Origin of the sequence: Pseudoalteromonas rhizosphaerae (genome assembly GCF_028885455.1) — a bacterium.
In the GTDB taxonomy this organism is placed as follows: Bacteria; Pseudomonadota; Gammaproteobacteria; order Enterobacterales; family Alteromonadaceae; genus Pseudoalteromonas; species Pseudoalteromonas rhizosphaerae.
Genome location: NZ_CP118496.1, coordinates 5,254,453 through 5,278,308, shown reverse-complemented (window position 1 = coordinate 5,278,308; position 23,856 = coordinate 5,254,453). Strand labels below are relative to the sequence as shown.

The 23,856-nt window shown below is 41.9% G+C and carries 19 protein-coding genes, 3 tRNA genes and 3 rRNA genes; 15 read left to right on the top strand and 10 right to left on the bottom strand.

The window, feature by feature from the left end:
• The first annotated feature begins 33 nt into the window (after positions 1–33).
• From rplQ to tnpB, 6 genes are all read left to right on the top strand, one after another.
• Positions 34–435 (top strand): 50S ribosomal protein L17, encoded by a 402-nt coding sequence (rplQ, locus tag PVK79_RS23100; protein WP_016710207.1) that lies wholly within the window; start codon positions 34–36, stop codon positions 433–435.
• A 1,005-nt stretch (positions 436–1,440) separates the two neighbouring features.
• Positions 1,441–2,982 (top strand): 16S ribosomal RNA (locus tag PVK79_RS23095).
• A gap of 296 nt (positions 2,983–3,278) precedes the next feature.
• Positions 3,279–6,165 (top strand): 23S ribosomal RNA (locus PVK79_RS23090).
• A 197-nt stretch (positions 6,166–6,362) separates the two neighbouring features.
• A 5S ribosomal RNA gene (gene rrf / locus PVK79_RS23085) occupies positions 6,363–6,477 on the top strand.
• The 16S, 23S and 5S rRNA genes sit together here, the layout of an rRNA operon.
• 323 nt (positions 6,478–6,800) lie before the next feature.
• Positions 6,801–7,097, top strand: coding sequence for an IS66 family insertion sequence element accessory protein TnpA (gene tnpA, locus PVK79_RS23080; protein WP_182762792.1), 297 nt, complete (start codon positions 6,801–6,803; stop codon positions 7,095–7,097).
• Entirely contained in the window at positions 7,097–7,444 is a 348-nt protein-coding gene (gene tnpB, locus PVK79_RS23075) for an IS66 family insertion sequence element accessory protein TnpB (RefSeq protein WP_182740947.1), read from the top strand. Before tnpA ends, tnpB begins: the two co-directional genes overlap by 1 nt.
• A 172-nt stretch (positions 7,445–7,616) precedes the next feature.
• Here the strand turns inward: tnpB and PVK79_RS23070 are convergent.
• Together PVK79_RS23070 and PVK79_RS23065 are read right to left on the bottom strand one after the other, a co-directional pair.
• A protein-coding gene (locus PVK79_RS23070) for an IS3 family transposase (protein ID WP_257324972.1) occupies positions 7,617–8,776 on the bottom strand; the annotation gives its coding sequence in 2 pieces (ribosomal slippage) (positions 7,617–8,503 and positions 8,503–8,776; 1,161 coding nt in all).
• A 53-nt stretch (positions 8,777–8,829) separates the two neighbouring features.
• Positions 8,830–9,237 (bottom strand): helix-turn-helix domain-containing protein, encoded by a 408-nt coding sequence (locus PVK79_RS23065; RefSeq protein ID WP_274803996.1) that lies wholly within the window; start codon positions 9,235–9,237, stop codon positions 8,830–8,832.
• Positions 9,238–9,315: 78 nt separating this feature from the next.
• Here PVK79_RS23065 and PVK79_RS23060 point away from each other — a divergent pair.
• Positions 9,316–10,336, top strand: a protein-coding gene (locus PVK79_RS23060) for an IS630 family transposase (protein WP_425607870.1) whose coding sequence is annotated in 2 segments (ribosomal slippage) — positions 9,316–9,762 and positions 9,764–10,336 — 1,020 coding nt in all. Because the reading frame shifts where the segments join, the coding sequence is not laid out codon by codon here.
• A 235-nt stretch (positions 10,337–10,571) separates the two neighbouring features.
• Here the strand turns inward: PVK79_RS23060 and PVK79_RS23055 are convergent.
• From PVK79_RS23055 to uvrD, 4 genes are all read right to left on the bottom strand, one after another.
• Positions 10,572–11,420 carry a chemotaxis protein gene (locus PVK79_RS23055; protein ID WP_145242578.1) on the bottom strand — a complete coding sequence of 283 codons (849 nt, stop codon included), beginning with the start codon at positions 11,418–11,420 and terminating at the stop codon, positions 10,572–10,574.
• Positions 11,421–11,486: 66 nt separating this feature from the next.
• On the bottom strand, positions 11,487–12,491 hold the full coding sequence (locus tag PVK79_RS23050; RefSeq protein ID WP_257324969.1) for an ABC transporter substrate-binding protein: 1,005 nt from the start codon (positions 12,489–12,491) through the stop codon (positions 11,487–11,489).
• Positions 12,492–12,564: 73 nt separating this feature from the next.
• Entirely contained in the window at positions 12,565–14,658 is a 2,094-nt protein-coding gene (locus tag PVK79_RS23045; protein WP_257324968.1) for a tRNA(Met) cytidine acetyltransferase TmcA domain-containing protein, read from the bottom strand.
• Positions 14,636–16,801 carry a DNA helicase II gene (gene uvrD, locus PVK79_RS23040; RefSeq protein WP_145242582.1) on the bottom strand — a complete coding sequence of 722 codons (2,166 nt, stop codon included), beginning with the start codon at positions 16,799–16,801 and terminating at the stop codon, positions 14,636–14,638. Before uvrD ends, PVK79_RS23045 begins: the two co-directional genes overlap by 23 nt.
• Before the next feature lie 327 nt (positions 16,802–17,128).
• On the opposite strand from uvrD, the gene PVK79_RS23035 reads away from it, so the two are divergent.
• Positions 17,129–17,353, top strand: a complete 225-nt coding sequence (locus tag PVK79_RS23035) for a hypothetical protein (RefSeq protein ID WP_145242571.1) — start codon at positions 17,129–17,131, stop codon at positions 17,351–17,353.
• A gap of 111 nt (positions 17,354–17,464) precedes the next feature.
• The gene (locus PVK79_RS23030) at positions 17,465–17,833 is read left to right on the top strand and encodes a YacL family protein (RefSeq protein ID WP_145242569.1); all 369 of its coding nucleotides are present in this window, start codon (positions 17,465–17,467) and stop codon (positions 17,831–17,833) included.
• Positions 17,834–17,863: 30 nt separating this feature from the next.
• Here PVK79_RS23030 and PVK79_RS23025 read toward each other — a convergent pair whose 3' ends face one another.
• Entirely contained in the window at positions 17,864–18,493 is a 630-nt protein-coding gene (locus tag PVK79_RS23025) for a peroxiredoxin-like family protein (protein WP_182760397.1), read from the bottom strand.
• A 383-nt stretch (positions 18,494–18,876) separates the two neighbouring features.
• Here PVK79_RS23025 and PVK79_RS23020 point away from each other — a divergent pair, with 383 nt between their 5' ends.
• Positions 18,877–19,500: a dUTP diphosphatase gene (locus PVK79_RS23020; RefSeq protein WP_257324966.1), complete on the top strand. Its 624-nt coding sequence runs from the start codon at positions 18,877–18,879 to the stop codon at positions 19,498–19,500.
• Here the strand turns inward: PVK79_RS23020 and yrfG are convergent.
• Positions 19,497–20,147, bottom strand: coding sequence for a GMP/IMP nucleotidase (gene yrfG, locus PVK79_RS23015; RefSeq protein WP_145242565.1), 651 nt, complete (start codon positions 20,145–20,147; stop codon positions 19,497–19,499). The genes PVK79_RS23020 and yrfG overlap by 4 nt on opposite strands.
• A gap of 61 nt (positions 20,148–20,208) precedes the next feature.
• Here yrfG and nudE point away from each other — a divergent pair, with 61 nt between their 5' ends.
• The 5 genes from nudE (at position 20,209) to PVK79_RS22990 (ending at position 22,082) form a co-directional block, all read left to right on the top strand.
• Entirely contained in the window at positions 20,209–20,781 is a 573-nt protein-coding gene (gene nudE / locus PVK79_RS23010) for an ADP compounds hydrolase NudE (RefSeq protein ID WP_179959231.1), read from the top strand.
• On the top strand, positions 20,774–21,571 hold the full coding sequence (gene cysQ, locus PVK79_RS23005; protein ID WP_145242561.1) for a 3'(2'),5'-bisphosphate nucleotidase CysQ: 798 nt from the start codon (positions 20,774–20,776) through the stop codon (positions 21,569–21,571). Before nudE ends, cysQ begins: the two co-directional genes overlap by 8 nt.
• A gap of 142 nt (positions 21,572–21,713) precedes the next feature.
• A tRNA-Met gene (locus PVK79_RS23000) sits at positions 21,714–21,790 on the top strand.
• A gap of 78 nt (positions 21,791–21,868) precedes the next feature.
• Positions 21,869–21,945: transfer RNA gene (locus PVK79_RS22995), tRNA-Met, on the top strand.
• Positions 21,946–22,005: 60 nt separating this feature from the next.
• Positions 22,006–22,082 (top strand) — tRNA-Met (locus tag PVK79_RS22990).
• A gap of 240 nt (positions 22,083–22,322) precedes the next feature.
• Here PVK79_RS22990 and PVK79_RS22985 read toward each other — a convergent pair.
• A protein-coding gene (locus tag PVK79_RS22985) for an IS3 family transposase (RefSeq protein ID WP_257324959.1) occupies positions 22,323–23,482 on the bottom strand; the annotation gives its coding sequence in 2 pieces (ribosomal slippage) (positions 22,323–23,209 and positions 23,209–23,482; 1,161 coding nt in all).
• Between the two features lie 61 nt (positions 23,483–23,543).
• Positions 23,544–23,747 carry a winged helix-turn-helix domain-containing protein gene (locus PVK79_RS22980; RefSeq protein WP_274803995.1) on the bottom strand — a complete coding sequence of 68 codons (204 nt, stop codon included), beginning with the start codon at positions 23,745–23,747 and terminating at the stop codon, positions 23,544–23,546.
• Positions 23,748–23,856 lie beyond the last annotated feature (109 nt).

Below are 23,856 nucleotides of genomic sequence, written 5' to 3'. Positions count from 1 at the left end.
TCACTATATTAGTTTAGTTAGAAGGATAGGGTCATGCGCCATCGTAAGAGTGGTCGTCAATTAAACCGTAACAGCAGCCATCGTAAAGCGATGTTCAGCAATATGGCAGGTTCTTTGGTGAAACATGAAATCATCAAAACTACTTTGCCAAAAGCGAAAGAGTTACGTCGTGTAATTGAACCTTTAATCACACTGGCTAAGACTGACAGTGTAGCAAATCGCCGTTTAGCGTTTGCTCGCACGCGTGATAAAGAAGTAGTTGGTAAGTTGTTCAGTGAAATCGGTCCTCGCAATACAGACCGTCCAGGTGGTTACACTCGTATTATTAAGTGTGGCTTCCGTGCTGGTGACAATGCACCAATGGCTTATATTGAACTAGTAGGTCGCACATCTGCGAACGAAGAAGTTCAAGAAGACGCGCAGTCTGCTGAGTAAGTCTTAAAGACACCAAAAAGCCGAGCATAAGCTCGGCTTTTTAATATCTAAAATTTGGCAAAAAATAATATCGCTATCAGTATCCCTGTATATAGTGCAAGATCTCAACTATACCATTATCAAACCAACATCTTTGTAAGCCACTAAGCGTCACTAGAATCTACTTCCCTTAATAACCATTTGTTATTCAACTAGCTTGTTAATTTAAATTTCATGGTCGGTAATAACATTTATAGCTTTGAAAGTTATCTTGCTACTGAATATGTAGCTGTATAAATCTATAGAGTCTACTTTTATCTATGATTTAAATGCGTGATAACTGCGACTGTCAGTGTTTGACCCTCATAAGTTATTAACAATATACATAGGTAAAGATTATAAACTTAGGTCATTTGATCAAAATATTGATCATTTCAGTAGTGGATCGTTTTTTCGATTAAAGATTGAATCTGGGTTTCTTCATTTAACTTACACTTATATAGTTAAAAACAGTCTAGTTTAGTGTTGTTTTTGAGCGTTTAGCTTAAATACTCAGCGAACAGTGTTTTATTTTAAGTTTTCTTCAAAAAAAGGTTGATCTGTTTTTGGATCTCCCTATAATGCGACCCCACTGAGACGGGAAACGCCAACGCATAGCGAGGCACGAACAACTCAGAGAGTTAAATAAAACTTCGGTTTTAAATATTCGCAAGAAAATTTAAAACTAAGTGTTGACTCGAAAAATAAAGGATGTATTATACGCATCCCTAGCGACAATGTCGCGACGTTCTTTAACAATATAAAGCAATCATCTGTGTGGGCACTCGTACAGATTGAGTTCTAACAGCCAAGCTTAGTTCGCTAAGCAATGCAAAAAATTTAGAGTCTCAATTGAAACTGAGTGACCAAAAGCAATAACTTACTTAGGTTTTACTTAAGAAAAGAATTGCAGCACAGTCAATTCGTTTTTGGTAACAAAAACAAATAATTCAGAATTCATTGAGCTGTCGAAAGACAAAAAACTTTTAATTGAAGAGTTTGATCATGGCTCAGATTGAACGCTGGCGGCAGGCCTAACACATGCAAGTCGAGCGGTAACAGAAAGTAGCTTGCTACTTTGCTGACGAGCGGCGGACGGGTGAGTAATGCTTGGGAATATGCCTTTTGGTGGGGGACAACAGTTGGAAACGACTGCTAATACCGCATAATGTCTACGGACCAAAGTGGGGGACCTTCGGGCCTCACGCCAAAAGATTAGCCCAAGTGGGATTAGCTAGTTGGTAAGGTAATGGCTTACCAAGGCAACGATCCCTAGCTGGTTTGAGAGGATGATCAGCCACACTGGGACTGAGACACGGCCCAGACTCCTACGGGAGGCAGCAGTGGGGAATATTGCACAATGGGCGCAAGCCTGATGCAGCCATGCCGCGTGTGTGAAGAAGGCCTTCGGGTTGTAAAGCACTTTCAGTAAGGAGGAAAGGGTAGTCTTTAATAGAGGCTATCTGTGACGTTACTTACAGAAGAAGCACCGGCTAACTCCGTGCCAGCAGCCGCGGTAATACGGAGGGTGCGAGCGTTAATCGGAATTACTGGGCGTAAAGCGTACGCAGGCGGTTTGTTAAGCGAGATGTGAAAGCCCCGGGCTCAACCTGGGAACTGCATTTCGAACTGGCAAACTAGAGTGTGATAGAGGGTGGTAGAATTTCAGGTGTAGCGGTGAAATGCGTAGAGATCTGAAGGAATACCGATGGCGAAGGCAGCCACCTGGGTCAACACTGACGCTCATGTACGAAAGCGTGGGGAGCAAACAGGATTAGATACCCTGGTAGTCCACGCCGTAAACGATGTCTACTAGAAGCTCGGAACCTCGGTTCTGTTTTTCAAAGCTAACGCATTAAGTAGACCGCCTGGGGAGTACGGCCGCAAGGTTAAAACTCAAATGAATTGACGGGGGCCCGCACAAGCGGTGGAGCATGTGGTTTAATTCGATGCAACGCGAAGAACCTTACCTACACTTGACATACAGAGAACTTACTAGAGATAGTTTGGTGCCTTCGGGAACTCTGATACAGGTGCTGCATGGCTGTCGTCAGCTCGTGTTGTGAGATGTTGGGTTAAGTCCCGCAACGAGCGCAACCCCTATCCTTAGTTGCTAGCAGGTAATGCTGAGAACTCTAAGGAGACTGCCGGTGATAAACCGGAGGAAGGTGGGGACGACGTCAAGTCATCATGGCCCTTACGTGTAGGGCTACACACGTGCTACAATGGCGCATACAGAGTGCTGCGAACTCGCGAGAGTAAGCGAATCACTTAAAGTGCGTCGTAGTCCGGATTGGAGTCTGCAACTCGACTCCATGAAGTCGGAATCGCTAGTAATCGCGTATCAGAATGACGCGGTGAATACGTTCCCGGGCCTTGTACACACCGCCCGTCACACCATGGGAGTGGGTTGCTCCAGAAGTAGATAGTCTAACCCTCGGGAGGACGTTTACCACGGAGTGATTCATGACTGGGGTGAAGTCGTAACAAGGTAGCCCTAGGGGAACCTGGGGCTGGATCACCTCCTTATACGATTTAGAACTTATTTGTTCGTAGTGTCCACACAGATGATTGTTAATTAGTGCGTATCCCTTTGGGATAACTAATTAATATGCTCTTTAAAAATTTGGAAAAGCTGATAATAAAATTCGTATGAATACAGTGTATTTGTACAGAGTTTTCAAAAGTAAAAAAGAATGATAGCAGTATCATTCAGTGCCATTTAATGAACGTTTACGTTTGTTGATTGGTATCTACTTTAGTATTCAATATTAACTTCTGGCGAAGTTAAACTGTCACGAAACAAAGACCCGTTTGGGTTGTATGGTTAAGTGACTAAGCGTACACGGTGGATGCCTTGGCAGTTGGAGGCGATGAAGGACGTATTAACTTGCGATAAGCCTAGTCAAGCTAGTAAAAAGCACTTGAGACTAGGATTTCCGAATGGGGAAACCCACCTGCTTGCAGGTATCGTTAACTGAATACATAGGTTAACGAGGCGAACGCGGAGAACTGAAACATCTAAGTACCCGTAGGAAAAGAAATCAACCGAGATTCCGAAAGTAGCGGCGAGCGAAATCGGAACAGCCCTTAAGCTTAATTGGTGTTAATGGAAGGCTCTGGAAAGTGCCACGATACAGGGTGATAGTCCCGTACATGAAAACGCATTTTAAGTGAAATCGAGTAGGTCGGAGCACGTGAAACTTTGACTGAATATAGGTGGACCATCATCTAAGGCTAAATACTCCCAACTGACCGATAGTGAACCAGTACCGTGAGGGAAAGGCGAAAAGAACCCCTGTGAGGGGAGTGAAATAGAACCTGAAACCGTGTACGTACAAGCAGTAGGAGCCCACTTGTTGGGTGACTGCGTACCTTTTGTATAATGGGTCAGCGACTTATATTTTGTAGCGAGGTTAACCGATTAGGGTAGCCGTAGGGAAACCGAGTCTTAACTGGGCGAATAGTTGCAAGGTATAGACCCGAAACCCGGTGATCTAGCCATGGGCAGGTTGAAGGTTGAGTAACATCAACTGGAGGACCGAACCCACTAACGTTGAAAAGTTAGGGGATGACCTGTGGTTAGGAGTGAAAGGCTAATCAAACCGGGAGATAGCTGGTTCTCCCCGAAATCTATTTAGGTAGAGCCTCGGACGAATACTTACGGGGGTAGAGCACTGTTAAGGCTAGGGGGTCATCCCGACTTACCAACCCTTTGCAAACTCCGAATACCGTAAAGTAATATCCGGGAGACACACGGCGGGTGCTAACGTCCGTCGTGAAGAGGGAAACAACCCAGACCGCCAGCTAAGGTCCCAAAGTCATAGTTAAGTGGGAAACGATGTGGAAAGGCCCAGACAGCCAGGAGGTTGGCTTAGAAGCAGCCATCCTTTAAAGAAAGCGTAATAGCTCACTGGTCGAGTCGGTCTGCGCGGAAGATGTAACGGGGCTAAACTATGCACCGAAGCTGCGGATTCAGAATTTATTCTGAGTGGTAGGGGAGCGTTCTGTAAGCGGTTGAAGGTGTACCGGGAGGTATGCTGGACGTATCAGAAGTGCGAATGCTGACATGAGTAACGATAATGCGGGTGAAAAACCCGCACGCCGGAAGACCAAGGGTTCCTATCCCATGTTAATCAGGGTAGGGTAAGTCGACCCCTAAGGCGAGGCCGAAAGGCGTAGTCGATGGGAAACGGATTAATATTTCCGTACTTGGTATAATTGCGATGGGGGGACGGAGCAGGCTAAGCAAGCATGGCGATGGTAGTCCATGTGAAAGTGTGTAGGCTAGCGACTTAGGTAAATCCGGGTTGCTGTTAGGCTGAGACACGAGACGAGTCACTAAGGTGATGAAGTTGCTGATGCCATACTTCCAGGAAAAGCCTCTAAGCTTCAGATTATACCGAATCGTACCCCAAACCGACACAGGTGGTCAGGTAGAGAATACTAAGGCGCTTGAGAGAACTCGGGTGAAGGAACTAGGCAAAATCGTACCGTAACTTCGGGAGAAGGTACGCTCCGATTGGTGATGAGACTTGCTCTCTAAGCTGATTGGAGCCGCAGTGACCAGGTGGCTGGGACTGTTTATTAAAAACACAGCACTGTGCAAAATCGCAAGATGACGTATACGGTGTGACACCTGCCCGGTGCCGGAAGGTTAATTGATGGGGTTATCTTCGGAGAAGCTCTTGATCGAAGCCCCGGTAAACGGCGGCCGTAACTATAACGGTCCTAAGGTAGCGAAATTCCTTGTCGGGTAAGTTCCGACCTGCACGAATGGTGTAACCATGGCCACGCTGTCTCCACCCGAGACTCAGTGAAATTGAAATCGCAGTGAAGATGCTGTGTACCCGCGGCTAGACGGAAAGACCCCGTGAACCTTTACTACAGCTTGGCACTGAACATTGAACCTACATGTGTAGGATAGGTGGGAGACTTAGAAGCAGAGACGCTAGTTTTTGTGGAGTCAACCTTGAAATACCACCCTTGTAGTTTTGATGTTCTAACGTTGGCCCCTGAATCGGGGTTACGGACAGTGCCTGGTGGGTAGTTTGACTGGGGCGGTCTCCTCCCAAAGAGTAACGGAGGAGCACGAAGGTTGGCTAAGTACGGTCGGACATCGTACGGTTAGTGTAATGGTAGAAGCCAGCTTAACTGCGAGACAGACACGTCGAGCAGGTACGAAAGTAGGTCATAGTGATCCGGTGGTTCTGAATGGAAGGGCCATCGCTCAACGGATAAAAGGTACTCCGGGGATAACAGGCTGATACCGCCCAAGAGTTCATATCGACGGCGGTGTTTGGCACCTCGATGTCGGCTCATCACATCCTGGGGCTGAAGTCGGTCCCAAGGGTATGGCTGTTCGCCATTTAAAGTGGTACGCGAGCTGGGTTTAGAACGTCGTGAGACAGTTCGGTCCCTATCTGCCGTGGGCGTTTGAGAATTGAGAGGGGTTGCTCCTAGTACGAGAGGACCGGAGTGAACGAACCGCTGGTGTTCGGGTTGTCATGCCAATGGCATTGCCCGGTAGCTACGTTCGGAACTGATAAGCGCTGAAAGCATCTAAGCGCGAAGCAGGCCTCGAGATGAGTTCTCACTAGACTTTTAAAGTCTCTGAAGGGCCGTTGAAGACTACAACGTTGATAGGCAAGATGTGGAAGCATAGTGATATGTTAAGCTAACTTGTACTAATTACCCGTGAGGCTTAACCATACAACGCCAAACGCGTTTTATGTGATAGTTGATAGCGCAAGAAGTTAATAGACTAAAGTAGATTTACTGAAAACTTTATTATCAGAATTCCAAATTTATGAGGTGACTCTTAGCGCGTAGCGTTAAAGTTGAGGCACCTTGCGCAAAGGAAATGTAAGCACTACGTGCTTTGTCATTACTCCTTTGCACCCTATTTGCTTGGTAACAATAGCGTTTTGGACCCACCTGACCCCATGCCGAACTCAGTAGTGAAACGAAACAGCGCCGATGATAGTGTAGCATTTGCTATGTGAAAGTAGGACATTGCCAGGCGCCAAATAAGAGAAAGCCCGATTAGCAATAGTCGGGCTTTTTTACGTCTGGAATAAAGTAAAAAATAAAGGTGCGAGGTGAAAGGTAATAGGTTAAAGGAAAAGAATAAGAGCCTAAAGCCTACTCTATACACTTGCTATGTGATACCAATCTGCCAAATTATGTGATCTAATTAGCACACTGATACTTATCTACTTTTACTAAATTGAACTTAGAAAAATCCAAGCAACTTTTAGCTTTATCGTAAGCGTCTAGCAAAGTGCACCTGCCAGTAACTCGTCAAACCGATTAAACTATTTCTGAATTTCAATTAGGAGATAGCCATGAGAAAAATGCGTAGCCTTGAGCAGTGGCGCAACATTATCGAAGAACAACAAGCCAGCGATTTAACTATTACTGAGTTTTGCCAGCAACATGCCTTATCAAAAACAAGCTTTTATGCGGCACGAAGTAAGCTTACTGCTGCATCTGGTAGTTTTGTTCGCGCAAAAGTCACTAAACACGTTGATCCCACTGAACAGCAACAGCCGATCATTCTTGCTATCGGTAACGTGAAAGTCAGCTTGCCATCCACAATGCCTGCCACTTATCTGAGTCAACTGTTACGCGAGCTTGCCTAATGAAAATGTTCGTTGAACCTGCACATATTTACCTCTATCGCGATGCCGTGGATTTTCGAAAATCCATTGATGGTCTGGTCGCAATCGTTGAGGGTGAGCTTGAACGTGATGCCTATACTGGCGCTTTATTTTTATTTTGCAACAAAGCGAAGGATAAACTCAAGCTGGTTTACTGGGATAAAACGGGGTTTGCTTTGTGGTACAAGCGATTAGAAAAGCAAAAGTTCAAATGGCCAAACAAAGCCAGTCTGCAAGAATTTGAGCTCAGTCCAGAGCAACTGAATTGGTTGTTGTCGGGATATGATGTGCTTGGTCATGAAGAGTTGCGGTATAAATCGATGATCTAATCGATCATATTGGCAGTAAATGATCGTTGCCACACCGTCTGTTTTATCTTTGCGTCAAGCAAGAAAACACCGTCAAATTCTGTTAAATTGCGAACATGAAAATTGATGCACACTCACTTCCTGACGACCCTGAACAACTCAAGTGTAATGGTCAACAAATTCTGTAGAGATTCTAAGCGGCATTTTTTAATTCATTATATTTCTGATGTGGCGTCATATAATTAAGCGTAGAATGCCTACGTTTGTAATTGTAAAACTGAATATAACTGTCCACCTCACTTATAACTGAATGATGATTTATAAATGACAGGCGATTCAGTCGCTCTGTTTTTAAACTTCTAAAAAATCGCTCCATTACTGCATTATCCCAACAATTACCTCGACGACTCATACTTTGTGTTATAGTTAGTTGTGATAACCGAGCTCTAAACGAGGCCGCAGAATACTGACACCCTTGATCGGAATGAAACATCAGTTGATTAAAAACCGGCTGTTGACGCTTAATAGCATTATTCAATGCTGCTATAGCCAATTCAGCATTTGGGCTTGTTGATAAGGCATACCCTACAACTTCCCTCGTTGATAAATCTAACACACAGGCCAAGTAACTCCACCCTTGGTGATTCCTAATATAGGTAATATCACCGACCCAATGCGTGTTATGTGAATCAGGGTTAAACTCTCGTTTTAAGAGGTTCTGTGCGTACTTATGTTCATCACCTGAATTAGGGTAGTAATGTTTTTTCTTCGGCCTGATGGCTTTTATATTCAACTTTTTCATCAGTGCCGCTGTTTTATATATTCCAATCGTATGATTTAACGCATTCAATTCAACGTGCACTCTGCGTCTACCATACGTATAACCGGAATCGTCAGCGATAGATTCAATTAACGCCAGCAGTGCCTGCTCTGACTTATTTGGCGTGACTGGCGCATAGTAATAACTACTTGTACTGACTTCTAAAGCACGACACAACTCAGATACCGTATAGCTTGGGGTCGCTTTCTTCAACGCTTTAATTACTTTAAATTTTGATTGTCGCGAATGAAGAAAGCGGTGGCTTTTTTTAATATATCATTATCCCTTAAAGCGCGCTGTAGCTGCTTCTCTAGCAATTGAATACGTTGCTGCTCAGGTGTTAGTGCTTGTACATTTCCCGGGCTCTTACCATCTAGCTCAGATAGATATTGTTGCTTCCAACGTGATACTGCTGACTTTCCTGCGCCAGACATCTCTTCAATTTGCTTATTGGTATAACCTTCTTCTACCATTAATTTGGCATATTCAAGTTTTTGTTGTGCACTGAGTGTTACTTTTGATTTTCTGGTCATAGTGATACCTTTTTGGTTTAGCTCATTTTACGCTATAAACCTCTCCAGTTTCATTAGACCATTACATGCAGTGGTGATTTCCCACCTCGCATTTGGCCCCAATCAACTTGCATTTGTTTGCCCGCTTCTGTTTCAAAGCGAATAATGGGTTGGGGTTCAACGCTACCTCGATATTGATACAAGTACTGGCGTAGTAACGATATTTCTCCGGTATAGCCTTGCTCTTTAATTTCTCTGAGTAAAACAACGGCTGATAAATGTATTGGAGCGGCTTTAGCTAATCGAGAATGTAAATACGGTTTAAATGCCTCTAATTTTGAAATACCCGTTTTACGAGTAGCATAATGCGGCTCGTCAAAGTCACCTTGAAGGTATTTTTTAACGGTGTTGCGCGATATGCCCAATTGTTTAGCGATGGCTCGTTGAGACATGCCTTGCATGGCTAAGACTTTTATTTTCATGAACTCTTCTTTTGAAATCATGGTGCTTATCCAAAAGCACCAGTGTTAAGTTAACTGGATCAGATTTCAATTGTTGAAGTGGATCATTTTTGCATTGCTGGTAACAGTAAAGAGCCTAATGCGAGAAAGCGAATACGCCTGCTTGCTGTTTCATTATTCTTTGAGGGTGAAAACAGAACGAATATTGCTAAGCGGCTAAATACAGCGCGCGGCAGTGTCAATAAATGGGTTTCAAACTACCTTAATAATGGCGTTACTGGCTTGAACAACAAACCGATTAAAGGTCGTCCAGCTAAATTAACCTTACAACAACTAAACACACTGTCAGATTATGTAAAACAGTCAGCAAGTTCTTCAGAAGGCGGCAGACTAATGGGGGAAGATATTGCTCAGTATATTTATGACCAGTTCAACATAAGATATCACACCGATCATATTTACAAACTGCTCAAGAAGCGTGGGTTTAGCTGGATCACAAGCCGTTCTAAGCACCCAAAGCAGTCAAAAGAAAGCCAAGAGGCTTTTAAAAAAGTTCCAAGTGGAAACGATCCTTCACACCCCAGGACATCTCCCTTTAGAGCGCATTGATGTTTGGTTTCAAGATGAAGCACGGTTTGGACAACAGAATCAAACAACACGCTTATGGGCTGAAACAGGCACGAGACCCCGTGCAATAAAACAACAGCAGTTTGAGTATGGATACTTATTTGGTGCAGTCTGCCCAAGTAATGGTAAAACAGAAGCGCTGATCAGCCCTATCGTCAATAAAGAGGTCATGACGCAACACATGGAATTAATATCAAAAGCCACGGAGGCAGGACGTCATGCGGTCGTGATCGTTGATGGCGCTGGTTGGCATACTATTGATACGGTACAACCATTCAATAATGTCACGCTAATAAAACTTCCGCCTTACTCCCCGGAGTTAAATCCAATAGAGCAAGTATGGAGTTGGATACGGCAACACTGTCTATCTAATCGTGTGTTTAGTGGTTATGAAGAAATAGTCGAACAGGTTTCGCAAGCGTGGAATAAATTCATTTCTGTTCCTGATACGGTTAAAAGCATATGCTCTAGAGACTGGATAAAATTGACTTAATCTTTATGCAGATTGGTATGACTTTTTACCGCCGTGGGCACTACGACATCCTACAGCGCAGCACACCATGGCTTCAAATTGAGAAAGCCCGACTAGTAATAGTCGGGCTTTTTTACGTCTGTAGGAAAGCTAATGGCTTCGAGCCGTCAGTGTTAACCTTTGACATGTGTGCGCCATTTTTAATCTTGAGAAACTAGCGCCCTTTAAAAGGAACTGCTATCTAGAAAATGCACTTCTAAAACAACCCATATTCTGCTGTTTCTTCAGCATGTTGATGCATTAAGTGATCAGGTCTAAAGATTGCACTTGGGTCTATGAGTACGCTATGTTTATGCTCAAGTTTTATTAATCCTCGCATCATATTTTTGGTCTGCGGGTCAATGTCAAAACCTACATCTGTTAGCTTATCTAAAGGCTTGATATCTTCTTTTTTATAACTGATATTATCCTCGACTTTATCAACAAGTAGTCCTATATGTGGGTTTCTACCATCTTTAGTTGTGAAAATGATGATTGGTTTATAATCTAAAATAATTTGTTCTTTGGCTGATTCGAACAGTCTAATTAATTGCATAAAATTGCTGTTTCGCTCAATATTTAGGTCAATAAGAGCTTGCTTTGGATTGCCTTTTTTTACTAGTTCAATTAGCTTATTAGCACGACTATACAAGCGTGCATGAGGGATCTTAAATCGTTCTATAATTGCTTTAAGATCTTCATTTTCGGTTTTAAAGCTGCTGTACCATTTTGCAAAGTTAGATTGCTGAATGTCAGTGTTGTGGTTAAAAGGTTGATTTTGGTTAATGCTATTTTCAAGTGCGAAAAACCATTCGTGTTGTTTTTGTTCCCACTCACTAAATAAATTCACTAATGATAAGTTGGTATCTTGTGTTGATTGTTTGTTGAGAATAATACCTAGATCAAATATTGGAGTGGGGGTTTCCATATAGTCTTTAACACCAATAAAACTTTTATTGTCGTTAGGTAATGAGGTTAAATTATCTTCAAAGCGTTCAGTTAAAAGTATGTCGAGAATTTTTAATGAAATTGTTTTCTGGCCTACTCTAAAATTAATTAAGTCCATAGTGTCCTCACCTCCTAAATATATAGCTTAATAATAGAACATTATTTAGAAAGCGCAGCTATTTTGTTAAAACACAGAGCGATAGACAGTATGCTTATTCTTATCAGTTTTATTGACGAATAACGCGTTTATTTGTTTATCTTCACTAAAAATAATATTTAGGCGCTGCATTAAACAATTATGTTGCAGTGGTTGCGGGCAGCGTTGTGCTGCGGCGCTAAACACCATTGCATTGAGATAGCCTTCAAAGTGCAGACGACTAGGTGTGCTAACTTGCGCTGCAGCCATATCTTTGAAGAATTCAGTGCACCAATAAGCGTTACATTTATTAGGGTTAGGAATTACTTCGGTCGCCATAAGTTTACTGGGGTATTTTAGGCGAGCAAATAAGTCATTGCTTGAGGCAAAAGATATACTGGTGTAGTCAGGCATAAACTGTTGTTCATATGCGCTATTTATAAATTCAGATAATGGTTTGTATGTGCCGACTAAGCAAATGGCAGTAGCACCGCTGGCTTTTAGTGCTTTGAGAGCATCCTTAATATCATTACTATTTCGTTGATAGCGAGCGACTTTAACTGGCTTTAGATTGTGTTTGGCGAGCGATTCTCGCAATCCAGATTCTACTACAAGACCAAATTCATCTGCTTGAATTAAAAACCCAATACGTGTGTGATTGTTTTCTTCGACTAGGTATTTTATTTGCTCGTCAGCTTCATCATCGTAGCTAGCTCTTATGTTGAATACATTAATTGTTGGCTGATAATGCAAAAATTTAGCGCCGCTGTAAGGCATTAAATATGGAATTTGCAGTTGTTCAAGGATTGGTAAAACAGCAAAGCTTGTTGGAGTTCCCATTGCACCGAATAGCGCATCTACTTTGTCTTGATAAATAAAGCGACGAGTATTACTTACTGCGCGTTTTGGTTCATAACCATCGTCGGCGACTATTAATTCTACGTGTGCTCCGTTGATACCTCCGTTTTTATTTAGCTTGTTAAAATAGATATTACTACCTAGGTAAAGTTGTTCACCAATTTGTTTGGCAGGTCCTGTTAACGCGGTAGACATGCCTAATTTTATCGCTGGCTTGTTCTCGGCATAGGCGAAATTGCTATGTGAAAATGAAAAGAAGAAAAGAACGCTAAGGTAATTTTTTAAGTAAGTATTGTTCATACCAATTAGTAACAGCCTGTTTGAATAGTTTATCGAGTGATTTTTTACCACGGATCTGTAAAACTATTTGTGCCTTTTGTGATGACCAGTTTTGTAATATTAGTCTAATAAAAAGACATTTGGTATTTTCATCGCAATTAGATAAGCTGCTTGGTGTGCACCAAAGTGTCCGCCACAATAAAGGTTTGATGGTAAAAATTTTGTAATCTGTTGTTAGTAATGCAGCTAGACGTGTATCTTGGATGTTATCAGCGTTATGTTGAGCACAGTCACGCAGTACTTGTTCGACTAATTGTTGATCTAACTGATTGAAATGATCAAGTAGTTGCAATGCAAAGTCTGATTGAAAATCAGTTTTCAGATTTTTAATTAGCGAGCTGCGATCAGTTAAACTTTTAGCCACAAGAGCTGCATGTTCTGCAGTCGCTTTATCTTGCATAAAGCCTAGTTTAACTAAACTAAACCCCGCCATTTGCCAAAACTTGAGTAGGCTCGCATTAGCGCCAAAACTGGCTCCAAACCAGTGACAGCTTGATGCTAGTTGCTGTTCACAATGAGCAATAAGTTGTGAACCAATACATTTACTATGCTGTGATGGAGCTACAGCAATGCGCACAACACGAGCACACAACCTTGTTAGTACGTCAGCATTAGCACTTAACTGTGCTAATGTTTGCGCCATCAAATGCCCCTGTGGGCGACGTTGACCACTAACAACCTGTTGACTCAAGTCTGCGGTTAAACCGCCTTCAATCGCAATTAGGCATACTGCAATAATAACGCCTTGTTGCTGACATACAAAGATGCGTTGCTCTGTCGCGTCGAGTAAGTGGCGCAAGTCATTCACGCTAGTTTGATAATGCGCTAATGCTAATAGCCCAATGACTTGACGCAGTAGTGCTTCATTTTCAGCAAGGTGTTGGGGAGTCAGTTCAGAATAGAGCAGAGCGCTGGTGTCTAGCGTAATATCTTGATAATCGGCGTCAAGTGCTAACAAATTACAAATATGCTGTTCTAGCGGATCATTCGCTGCGAAGCGAATTGGTTGCTCTAGAGTAACACTATGCATATTTTTATAATGTTGCTCTAGGTAACGTTTGAATTTTAAAGTATACCCGCGGCCATTCCCTTCATAACCTACCATAGTGCTGGCAAATATAATGCGGGGATAATGCGTGAGCATTTTAATTAATAATGGTACTGGGATCGCAGCAGCTTCATCAACCAACAATACATCACAGTCAGGTAGTTCATTTAGTAATTGATCGGGTGCAATATAATGCAAGTTGGCGAGTTGTTTATCCCGAGTTTGATAGCTTAATCCTCGTGCTGCGGCAAAGTGTTTAAAACAGCTGTGTAGGGCGTTAAACTGCTGTGCACAAATGAGTATTTTTTTATCGTTAAGTGTTGCAGCAGCAAGCCCTAAAGCCGCCGATTTTCCGCGGCCACGATCTGCGCTGATCAATAAAGGGCGATTGGCTCTACCGTTGGCAGTTCTAATGATTTGCTCGATGCAAAATTGCTGTTCAGTTAGGTTTATTTTACCTGCTAGCTGGCTTGTTTCTGGTAACGTTTGCCAGCCTGATTGTTGGCTGAGGTGCAGATACAAATTACTCTGGAGTAAGCGTGCAAAGCGTTGGTTAAAATAACTCTGCTGTTGTTGTTGAGCAAATGATTGAAAGGCGGTCAGTGCTGGGTCACACCAATAGTGTAAATCATCAAGTTCTGGCAACAATACAATAAATAAACCGCCAGCCTGAACAGTGCCACTAAGAGCAGCAAATTTGTCTGGCACTAAGCCACTAAAACCGTCATAAATAACATGCTGAAATTCTTGGCCAAGAATTTGATGAGTATGTTCAGGCCAGCTACTGTCAGTGAGTTCGCCACTAGTTGATAATACCTTAACAAGCGGATGGCAAAGTTGCTTGAGTAACTCATTAGCCTGTTGATAACACCAGTTTTGTTCGCCAGTAATGAGTAGCAATTGCCTATGTTTAGCATAGGCAATTTGCGGTAGGATATTACTTATTAACGAGTTAAATGGCTTGTAGTCGTGCATAAACAGTTACTAACCACTTACTACCAAAGTCATCAAAATTCACTTGTACGCGAGATTGAGCGCCACTGCCTTCGTAATTAATAACCGTTCCCATACCAAATTTTGCATGTAATACGTGTTGTCCTAAGCTAAAGCCACTTTCTTCAAATACGGCATGACTTACTGATGAGCTAAATCGTCCTGCTGCGGGTGGTCGCGATACTTGAGTTTTAATACGAATTTCTTCAATACAATCTTCAGGCATTTCACGTAAAAAGCGTGATGGACTGTGGTACTTTTCTTGACCATAAAGACGGCGGCTCTCGGCATGGCTAATATAGAGTTTTTCCATGGCGCGAGTCATGCCGACATAACAAAGACGACGCTCTTCTTCTAACCGACCTGATTCTTCATTACTTTGTTGAGATGGGAACATGCCTTCTTCAACACCAACCATAAATACGAGTGGAAACTCTAAGCCTTTCGCTGAGTGCAACGTCATCATTTGCACTGCATCTTCATGTTCTTCAGCTTGACCATCACCGGATTCCAGTGAGGTATAAGCCAAGAATCCTTGCAGTGGTGAGCTAAACTCTTCATCTTCCGGGAGTTCGTATTGGCCACAGGCGCTGATCAGCTCTTCTAAGTTTTCTACCCGGGCGCGGCCCTTTTCGCCTTTTTCTGCTTGATACATCGCCATTAAACCAGATGTTTGAATAGCGTATTTCGCTTGCTCTTCTAAAGTGAGATCACCAATTTTATCTTCAATATGTTCTACCAGTTCAACAAACTTAGTAACAACCGTCGCCGCACGTCCTGATAAATGTTGTTGTTCTACGATGGCTTTGGCGGCGTACCATAATGGCAATGATTCGCTACGCGCACAATCGCGAATATGGCTTAAGGTTTTATCGCCAATGCCACGAGCAGGAGTGTTAATCACTCGCTCAAATGCAGCATCATCCTGACGATTACCTACGAGCCGTAAATATGCCAGCGCATCTTTAATTTCTTGACGTTCAAAGAAGCGCATACCGCCGTAAATGCGGTACTTCAAGCCTTCTTGTAACATCGCTTCTTCAAGTACCCGCGATTGCGCGTTACTACGATATAAAATCGCCGCATCTTGTAGGGCATTACCAGCGTTTAACCAGCTGCGTAATTTGCTGCTTACAAAGCGCGCTTCGTCTAATTCGTTAAAAGCGGCATAAACAGAAATAGGTTCACCATCATTGCCATCAGTCCAGAGGCTTTTACCCATTCGGTCTGAGTTATTTTGAATAAGTGCATTAGACGCTTTTAGAATCGTGGCAGTAGAGCGATAGTTTTGTTCAAGGCGAATAGTTTCGGCTTTAAAATCGGTCAAAAAGCGCTTAATGTTTTCAATTTTAGCACCACGCCAACCGTAAATACTTTGGTCATCATCACCTACGATCATGATGCTGTTGGTATCGCCGGCTAATAATTTAAGCCATGCATATTGAATGGTGTTGGTATCTTGAAACTCGTCTACTAGCATATGGGCAAAACGTTGCTGGTAGTGACGTAGTAAGGTTGGATTATTTTTTAGTACTTCAAAACTACGTAATAAGATTTCGGCAAAATCAACTAATCCGGCTCGATCACATGCTTCTTGATAAGCGGTGTAAACTTTAAGCATCATTTGTTCGTTGATGTCGTAAGCTTGGATATCTTTGGGGCGCAGACCTTCATCTTTCTTGGCGCTGATATACCAGCCAAACTGTTTTGCAGGCCATTTTTTGTCATCAATATTCATGGCTTTTAATAAGCGTTTGATCATTCTAAGTTGATCATCAGAGTCTAAAATTTGAAACGCTTCTGGTAAGTTTGCTTCGCGATGGTGGGCACGCAATATACGGTGTGATAAGCCATGGAAAGTACCAATCCACATACCACCTACTGGTGCTTGAAGGGCTTGTTCAACGCGCGTGCGCATTTCTTTAGCTGCTTTATTGGTAAAGGTTACTGCAAAAATACTATAAGCGGAGGCTTGCTCAACCTGCATTAACCATGCGATACGATGAACGAGTACTCGAGTTTTCCCAGAGCCTGCGCCAGCAAGCACCAGCATATTTTGGAGTGGGGCTGCAACTGCATCCCGTTGTTTATCATTTAAACCGTCGAGTAATTCTGAAACGTCCATCATCACGCCTTTTCAATCAATATTAAAAGCAGTATAACAGGTGTTTTTGTTAGGCTAAATAAAATACTGTTTTTATAACCAGTTAATTTAATACATAGTCTAAAGGCTTTAAAAACTTAATGATTCATTTATAGTCATTTTTTAGCTAAGCTAGATCAATGGTGTGAAGTGATATCGCCAATTTGACTTATATTTAGTAAAAATCACGATTTTAGCTAGTTCTTCGTATTACCGTTGATTTTAACATATTGATTTTTAATAACTAAATAATTGGCATGAAGAATGTAAGTAGATAAGAATAAAATTAAATTAATAATTGAGGTTAACATGGCAGAGCAAGGTTCAGGCGGTAATGTTATCGCAGCGATTTGTAATATATTTTTCCCAGGTTTAGGGCAGTTAGTTCAAGGCCGGATTATGGCGGCAATTGGTTTCTTCCTAGCGTGGGTTATTAGTGGCGCGCTTATTTATGTTGCGATTGGTTTTATATTACTGCCGATCGTCTATATTTGGGCAATCATTGATGCCGCGCGGTTTAGATCTTATCGGTAGCTGTATCACTTCAAAGAATAGCGCTTTTTAGCGCTATTTTTGTCACTGGCTTTATTTATTCAGCACTGACTAGGGTATAATCCCGATCATTAGTTGTATTTAGGTAAAGTTATGGAATACCAATTTATACGCGATCCAATAAGTGGCCTGCGGATTAAAATTAGCAGTGAACATGCGGTTATTGGCCGTTGGTTAAATGAAGAGATCGGCAAAGACAAAATTGCTATGGTACAAGCTTTAATAGCCTCAGTATCAAGTAGTTTTGAGCCGTTAACGCTACAGGGTCAAGAAATTGATTTGATCTTAAATAAAGATGAAGCCATTTTTGAAGCCCATGCCTTGCACCAAGACTCTGAAGATTTATTTGCTTATCAAGATGATGAGCTTATGCTCGAGGAAAATGGTTTAAGTAGTGGCTGTGGTTTTGAAGATTTTGTTGATCTGATTAATTCATGGCAAGAATTTACTACAGGTAGGTAAGCAGAGGGTTAAAGCCCCCTGCTAATTACGCTATTGCTCAGATACAGATTTTACTGCAGCCAATAGTAAGCTTTCAGTTAAGCGAACTTTATAATTAGGGTTCGCATATTGAAAATGCACTAAACCTTGTTTATCAATAACAAAGACTGCCGGTACAGGTAAGGCTACCTTCGCTTTACCTTCAAGAGAAACAAAATTTACCCCTAGTTTATTACGATAAATAGTCGCGGTTTTATCATCAAGGTAAAATGCTAAACCAAGCGCTTGGCTTAGCAATAGGCTATCGTCAGAAAGTAACTGATAGTTTGGTGAATCTATTTTAGTTTCAGCCAATTTTTCTGGGCTATCGGGTGAAGCCGCGATAATTTGTGCGTCTAACTCAGTCAGTTCTGCTTCAATTTTTTGCACATTCGCTAATTGCTTAGAGCAATATGGGCACCAACCACCACGGTATACGATAAGCACCGTTGTTTTTTCAGCAAAACGTTCAGCTAAAACAACATTTTTACCGGTTTTATCTTTCAGTGTGATTGCTGGCACTGTTAAGCCGGGCAACAGCGGACTAACTTTTTCAGCCTGATTTGCAATATTTGTGGCTGTTGCAGCAGTCACTGATGCAGTAACTGCGATTGAACAAGCGAGTAGGATTGCTTTTAACATGTAAGTCTCTAATAATTTTTAAACGCGTTACATATAAGATAGGCGAAGTGGAGAAATAATTTCATTAGATCTCAGTTAATACCCAAATCAGCTCAAGATGCGAGTTTCAGTTGGAATTACAAGCGATTTAGGCAAGGCATTGATTGCAAGGAATAGTGGTTCTATTGTTAAAATCAATAACGCAGTATAAATCGCTTTTAAACCAACCCGTTGGGCGTTTCACAGGCACTTACTCTCATCGTTGTTGCTTCTTAAAAGGGACTGCCATTGTTGCAAAGTAACGCCTTGATATTAAGCTCCTGTGAAACGCTGAATTCTGCATCTTGAGGTGGTTTGGGTATACCTGTATTATTACAGCAATTAAAATAGTAACTGGAAGAGATATGTCTGCCAATTTAAATAAACTAGTGGTGATGCTAGAAATGCAAAATGCCATGAACACCAAAGTTCATGATCAATGGTTTAGCCAAGGCTTTGAATGGTATCGCGCTATTTGGGTTGAATGCGCTGAAATGCTTGATCATTACGGTTGGAAATGGTGGAAAAAGCAAACTCCAGATACCGAGCAAGTTATTTTAGAATTGGTTGATATTTTTCACTTCGGTTTATCGTTACGCATTGATGGTGAGACCAGTTATTTAGATCTTGCTAAGCAGTTGGAACAACAGTTAAGTGCACCGCAACAAGCTGATGATTTCAAACAAACGTTAGAAATTCTCGCCGCGTCAGCCGTCGCTGAGAAAACCTTTAACGCCGCAGCCTTCGCTGGATGTATGGCGCAAATAGGTATGGATATTGATGATTTATATCGAGGCTATGTAGGTAAAAATACGCTTAATTTTTTCCGCCAAGATAATGGTTATAAAGATGGTAGCTACATTAAAGAATGGCATGGCAAAGAAGATAACGAGCATTTAGTTGAGGTCGTTAAAAGCCTGAATACGGAACATGCTGATTTTGCAAAGCTTGTATATCAAGGCTTAGAGGCTCGCTACCCTAAAAATTAAGGCAGCATGTCACGAAAATCAGTGACGCTCAAATAGTCACTGATTTCATTGTGCGGTTGTTTACTATCTGGGTTTGCAACCGCCAATAAATGGCCAATACCATATTCTTTTGCGGCGTTTAGTACCGCTAAACTGTCGTCAACGAACAGCGTACGCTGCTTATCAAAACCTAAATCGAGTTGTACTTGCTGCCATAAGCTTTGCTGCTCTTTACTCACACCATATTGATGAGTCGACACCACACCATCTAAATAGTTATCAATATTGGTTTTTTCAAACTTGAGCATGACACTTTCCGGGTGTGCGTTGGTAAGTAAAATCAACTCTTTACCCGCTTTTCGCAACGATGTTAAAAATGCAGGTACATCCTCACGCATTTTAATGAGGTGCTGATGCTGATATTTTAGCTCCATAATAGGTAAATTAAGTTGTTGTTCCCAGTAATCTAAGCAATACCATTGGATTTGACCGCTAACGGCTTGATAGCGTTTTAATATATCCGCTTGGGCTTGTGCCAAACTAATATTCTTTGCGATAGCGAGTTGCTCAGGGATCACTGTCAGCCAAAAGTGATTATCAAAATGGAGATCGAGCAAAGTGCCATCCATATCTAGCAGCACAGTATCGATTTTTGACCAATTTAACATAGGAATTTCATCTTATAGGGTTTATTATTGAACTAACTGCCATGATAGCAAATTAATGCCAATGACACAGAAAAAGCACCCAACACCACCACAAATTCTTCGCACCGAAGTTGTTGCTAAAAGCCGATTATTTACGGTGGAATCACTTGAATTAAAATTTTCAAATGACGAACAGCGTCAATACGAACGGATCCGCGGCGGTGGCCGAGGGGCTGTAATGATAGTGCCATTAACAGCTGATAATGAATTACTGTTAGTACGAGAATATTGTGCTGGCACTAATGATTATCAACTAGGCTTCCCAAAAGGCTTAATTGATCCTGGTGAAACACCAGAACAAGCAGCAAACCGAGAATTAAAAGAAGAAGTTGGCTTTGGTGCTGAGCAACTTCAGCCACTTAAAGTGGTTTCAATGGCACCCAGTTACTTTAATGCGACTATGCACATATTGTTTGCGCAACAACTTTATCCGCAAACTTTAGTTGGGGACGAGCCAGAACCATTAGTGGTTGTTAAGTGGCCATTAACCGATTGGCAGTCATTATTACAACAATCAGACTTCACCGAAGCACGAAGCGTTGCAGCTTTGCTATTATTAACTAAGCATTTAGAATCAGGAGCTGCGAATGATTGAATTACTTGAGCCATGTATTGAGCTTGCGCAAAGCGCTGGTGCTGCGATTATGGCTATTTACAAGAAAGATGATATTGGCCAGCAAGAAAAGTCAGATCACACACCTGTCACTAAAGCCGATTTAGCCGCTAACGATGTGTTAGTTGCTGGATTAAAAGCACTAGCGCCAGATATTCCTATTATGTCAGAAGAAACACCAATCCCTGCTTTAGCGGATAGGCAAGATTGGCAGCGCTATTGGTTACTCGATCCAATGGACGGTACCGGTGAGTTTATTTTAGAAAGCGGCGACTTTGCGGTAAATATCGCTTTGATTGAAAACAATCGCCCAGTGCTTGGGGTGATTTATTGGCCAGCGAAAGAGACAACTTACTTTGCCAGTTATCAAAATGGTGCATTTAAGCGTGTCGATGGCGTAGAGCAGCAGATCAATGTTGCCACTCCAGATAACTTAACTTTGGCTGTTAGTCGTCGTCAAAAAATTGAAGCTGTTAGTCAATACTTGAACGCGCAGTTTACAACAGTTGCTGTAGGTTCATGCTCTTTAAAAGCATGTATTGTTGCTGAGGGTAAAGCTGACTGTTTTTTACGGATAGGGCCAACAGGTGAGTGGGATACGGGAGCATCGCAAATAATTGTTGAAGAAGCAGGTGGCTGTATTACTGATGCTGAATTTAATCCATTAACCTACAATCAGCGTGAGAGTACAGAGAACCCTGACTTTATAGTGATGGGTCACCCTGATTGGGAGTGGCAAAAAATGATCAGTCCACACCAAAGAGCGCTTTAATTACTCTATTTGTTTGCTTTTTGTTCGGTTGAACAGCTTTAAGCAGTTTAACTGTTGCATTATAATATGATTCCTATACTATAGCGCTCTCTTCGAAACAGGCTCGCAAATAACGCGAAACCGTTGAAAAAGAAATTACAGGCGCGGGATGGAGCAGCCTGGTAGCTCGTCGGGCTCATAACCCGAAGGTCGTCGGTTCAAATCCGGCTCCCGCAACCAATTCTTTTTAAGAAGCGGTTACTGTAAACTCTAGGTGAGAGTTAAAAATCACTAGTCGATAGACTTAAAATATACAGGCGCGGGATGGAGCAGCCTGGTAGCTCGTCGGGCTCATAACCCGAAGGTCGTCGGTTCAAATCCGGCTCCCGCAACCAATTTTTATTGGAAGCCAAGTTGTCATGTATAGCAACTATAAATAAATCTGCAATTTCAGGCGCGGGATGGAGCAGCCTGGTAGCTCGTCGGGCTCATAACCCGAAGGTCGTCGGTTCAAATCCGGCTCCCGCAACCACTGAAATCAAGTAATAATGAATCGACACTCTTAATGAGTGTTTTTTTATGTCTAAAATTCAGTGAAGATCTTGATGTTGCTATATAATACCAATCTGCATAAAGATTAAGTCAATTTTATCCAGTCTCTAGAGCATATGCTTTTAACCGTATCAGGAACGGAAATGAATTTATTCCACGCTTGCGAAACCTGTTCGACTATTTCTTCATAATGTAATGGTCAACAAATTCTGTAGAGATTCTAAGCGGCATTTTTTAATTCATTATATTTCTGATGTGGCGTCATATAATTAAGCGTAGAATGCCTACGTTTGTAATTGTAAAACTGAATATAATTGTCCACCTCACTTATAACTGAATGATGATTTATAAATGACAGGCGATTCAGTCGCTCTGTTTTTAAACTTCTAAAAAATCGCTCCATTACTGCATTATCCCAACAATTACCTCGACGACTCATACTTTGCGTTATAGTTAGTTGTGATAACCGAGCTCTAAACGAGGCCGCAGAATACTGACACCCCTGATCGGAATGAAACATCAGTTGATTAAGAACCGGCTGTTGACGCTTAATAGCATTATTCAATGCTGCTATAGCCAATTCAGCATTTGGGCTTGTTGATAAGGCATACCCTACAACTTCCCTCGTTGATAAATCTAACACACAGGCCAAGTAACTCCACCCTTGGTGATTCCTAATATAGGTAATATCACCGACCCAATGCGTGTTATGTGAATCAGGGTTAAACTCTCGTTTTAAGAGGTTCTGTGCGTACTTATGTTTATCACCTGAATTAGGGTAGTAATGTTTTTTCTTCGGCCTGATGGCTTTTATATTCAACTTTTTCATCAGTGCCGCTGTTTTATATATTCCAATCGTATGATTTAACGCATTCAATTCAACGTGCACTCTGCGTCTACCATACGTATAACCGGAATCGTCAGCGATAGATTCAATTAACGCCAGCAGTGCCTGCTCTGACTTATTTGGCGTGACGGGCGCATAATAATAACTACTTGTACTGACTTCTAAAGCACGACACAACTCAGATACCGTATAACTTGGGGTCGCTTTCTTCAACGCTTTAATTACTTTAAATTTTGATTGTCGCGAATGAAGAAAGCGGTGGCTTTTTTTAATATATCATTATCCCTTAAAGCGCGCTGTAGCTGCTTCTCTAGCACTTGAATACGTTGCTGTTCAGGTGTGAGTGCTTGTACATTTCCCGGGCTCTTACCATCTAGCTCAGATAGATATTGTTGCTTCCAACGTGATACTGCTGACTTTCCTGCGCCAGACATCTCTTCAATTTGCTTATTGGTATAACCTTCTTCTACCATTAATTTGGCATATTCAAGTTTTTGTTGTGCACTGAGTGTTACTTTTGATTTTCTGGTCATAGTGATACCTTTTTGGTTTAGCTCATTTTACGCTATAAACCTCTCCAGTTTCATTAGACCATTACACACGCTTCTTGAGCAGTTTGTAAATATGATCGGTGTGATACCTTACATTGAACTGGTCATAAATATACTGAGCAATATCTTCCCCCATTAGTCTGCCTGCTTCTGAAGAACTTGCTGACTGTTTTACATAATCTGACAGTGTGTTTAGTTGTTGTAAGGTTAATTTAGCTGGACGACCTTTAATCGGTTTGTTGTTCAAGCCAGTAACGCCATTATTAAGGTAGTTTGAAACCCATTTATTGACACTGCCGCGCGCTGTATTTAGGCGCTTAGCAATATTCGTTCTGTTTTAACCCTCAAAGAATAAT

What these genes read in the sequence shown, in the direction of transcription:
- uvrD (WP_145242582.1), bottom strand. Translation starts at nt 16,801, where the DNA reads ATGGACGTTTCAGAATTACTCGACGGTTTAAATGATAAACAACGGGAT.
- cysQ (WP_145242561.1), top strand. Translation starts at nt 20,774, where the DNA reads ATGATTGAATTACTTGAGCCATGTATTGAGCTTGCGCAAAGCGCTGGT.
- PVK79_RS23020 (WP_257324966.1), top strand. Translation starts at nt 18,877, where the DNA reads ATGTCTGCCAATTTAAATAAACTAGTGGTGATGCTAGAAATGCAAAAT.
- PVK79_RS23055 (WP_145242578.1), bottom strand. Translation starts at nt 11,420, where the DNA reads ATGGACTTAATTAATTTTAGAGTAGGCCAGAAAACAATTTCATTAAAA.
- PVK79_RS23025 (WP_182760397.1), bottom strand. Translation starts at nt 18,493, where the DNA reads ATGTTAAAAGCAATCCTACTCGCTTGTTCAATCGCAGTTACTGCATCA.
- PVK79_RS23030 (WP_145242569.1), top strand. Translation starts at nt 17,465, where the DNA reads ATGGAATACCAATTTATACGCGATCCAATAAGTGGCCTGCGGATTAAA.
- PVK79_RS23035 (WP_145242571.1), top strand. Translation starts at nt 17,129, where the DNA reads ATGGCAGAGCAAGGTTCAGGCGGTAATGTTATCGCAGCGATTTGTAAT.
- tnpB (WP_182740947.1), top strand. Translation starts at nt 7,097, where the DNA reads ATGAAAATGTTCGTTGAACCTGCACATATTTACCTCTATCGCGATGCC.
- PVK79_RS23045 (WP_257324968.1), bottom strand. Translation starts at nt 14,658, where the DNA reads ATGCACGACTACAAGCCATTTAACTCGTTAATAAGTAATATCCTACCG.
- rplQ (WP_016710207.1), top strand. Translation starts at nt 34, where the DNA reads ATGCGCCATCGTAAGAGTGGTCGTCAATTAAACCGTAACAGCAGCCAT.
- tnpA (WP_182762792.1), top strand. Translation starts at nt 6,801, where the DNA reads ATGAGAAAAATGCGTAGCCTTGAGCAGTGGCGCAACATTATCGAAGAA.
- yrfG (WP_145242565.1), bottom strand. Translation starts at nt 20,147, where the DNA reads ATGTTAAATTGGTCAAAAATCGATACTGTGCTGCTAGATATGGATGGC.
- PVK79_RS23065 (WP_274803996.1), bottom strand. Translation starts at nt 9,237, where the DNA reads ATGAAAATAAAAGTCTTAGCCATGCAAGGCATGTCTCAACGAGCCATC.
- nudE (WP_179959231.1), top strand. Translation starts at nt 20,209, where the DNA reads ATGACACAGAAAAAGCACCCAACACCACCACAAATTCTTCGCACCGAA.
- PVK79_RS23050 (WP_257324969.1), bottom strand. Translation starts at nt 12,491, where the DNA reads ATGTCTACCGCGTTAACAGGACCTGCCAAACAAATTGGTGAACAACTT.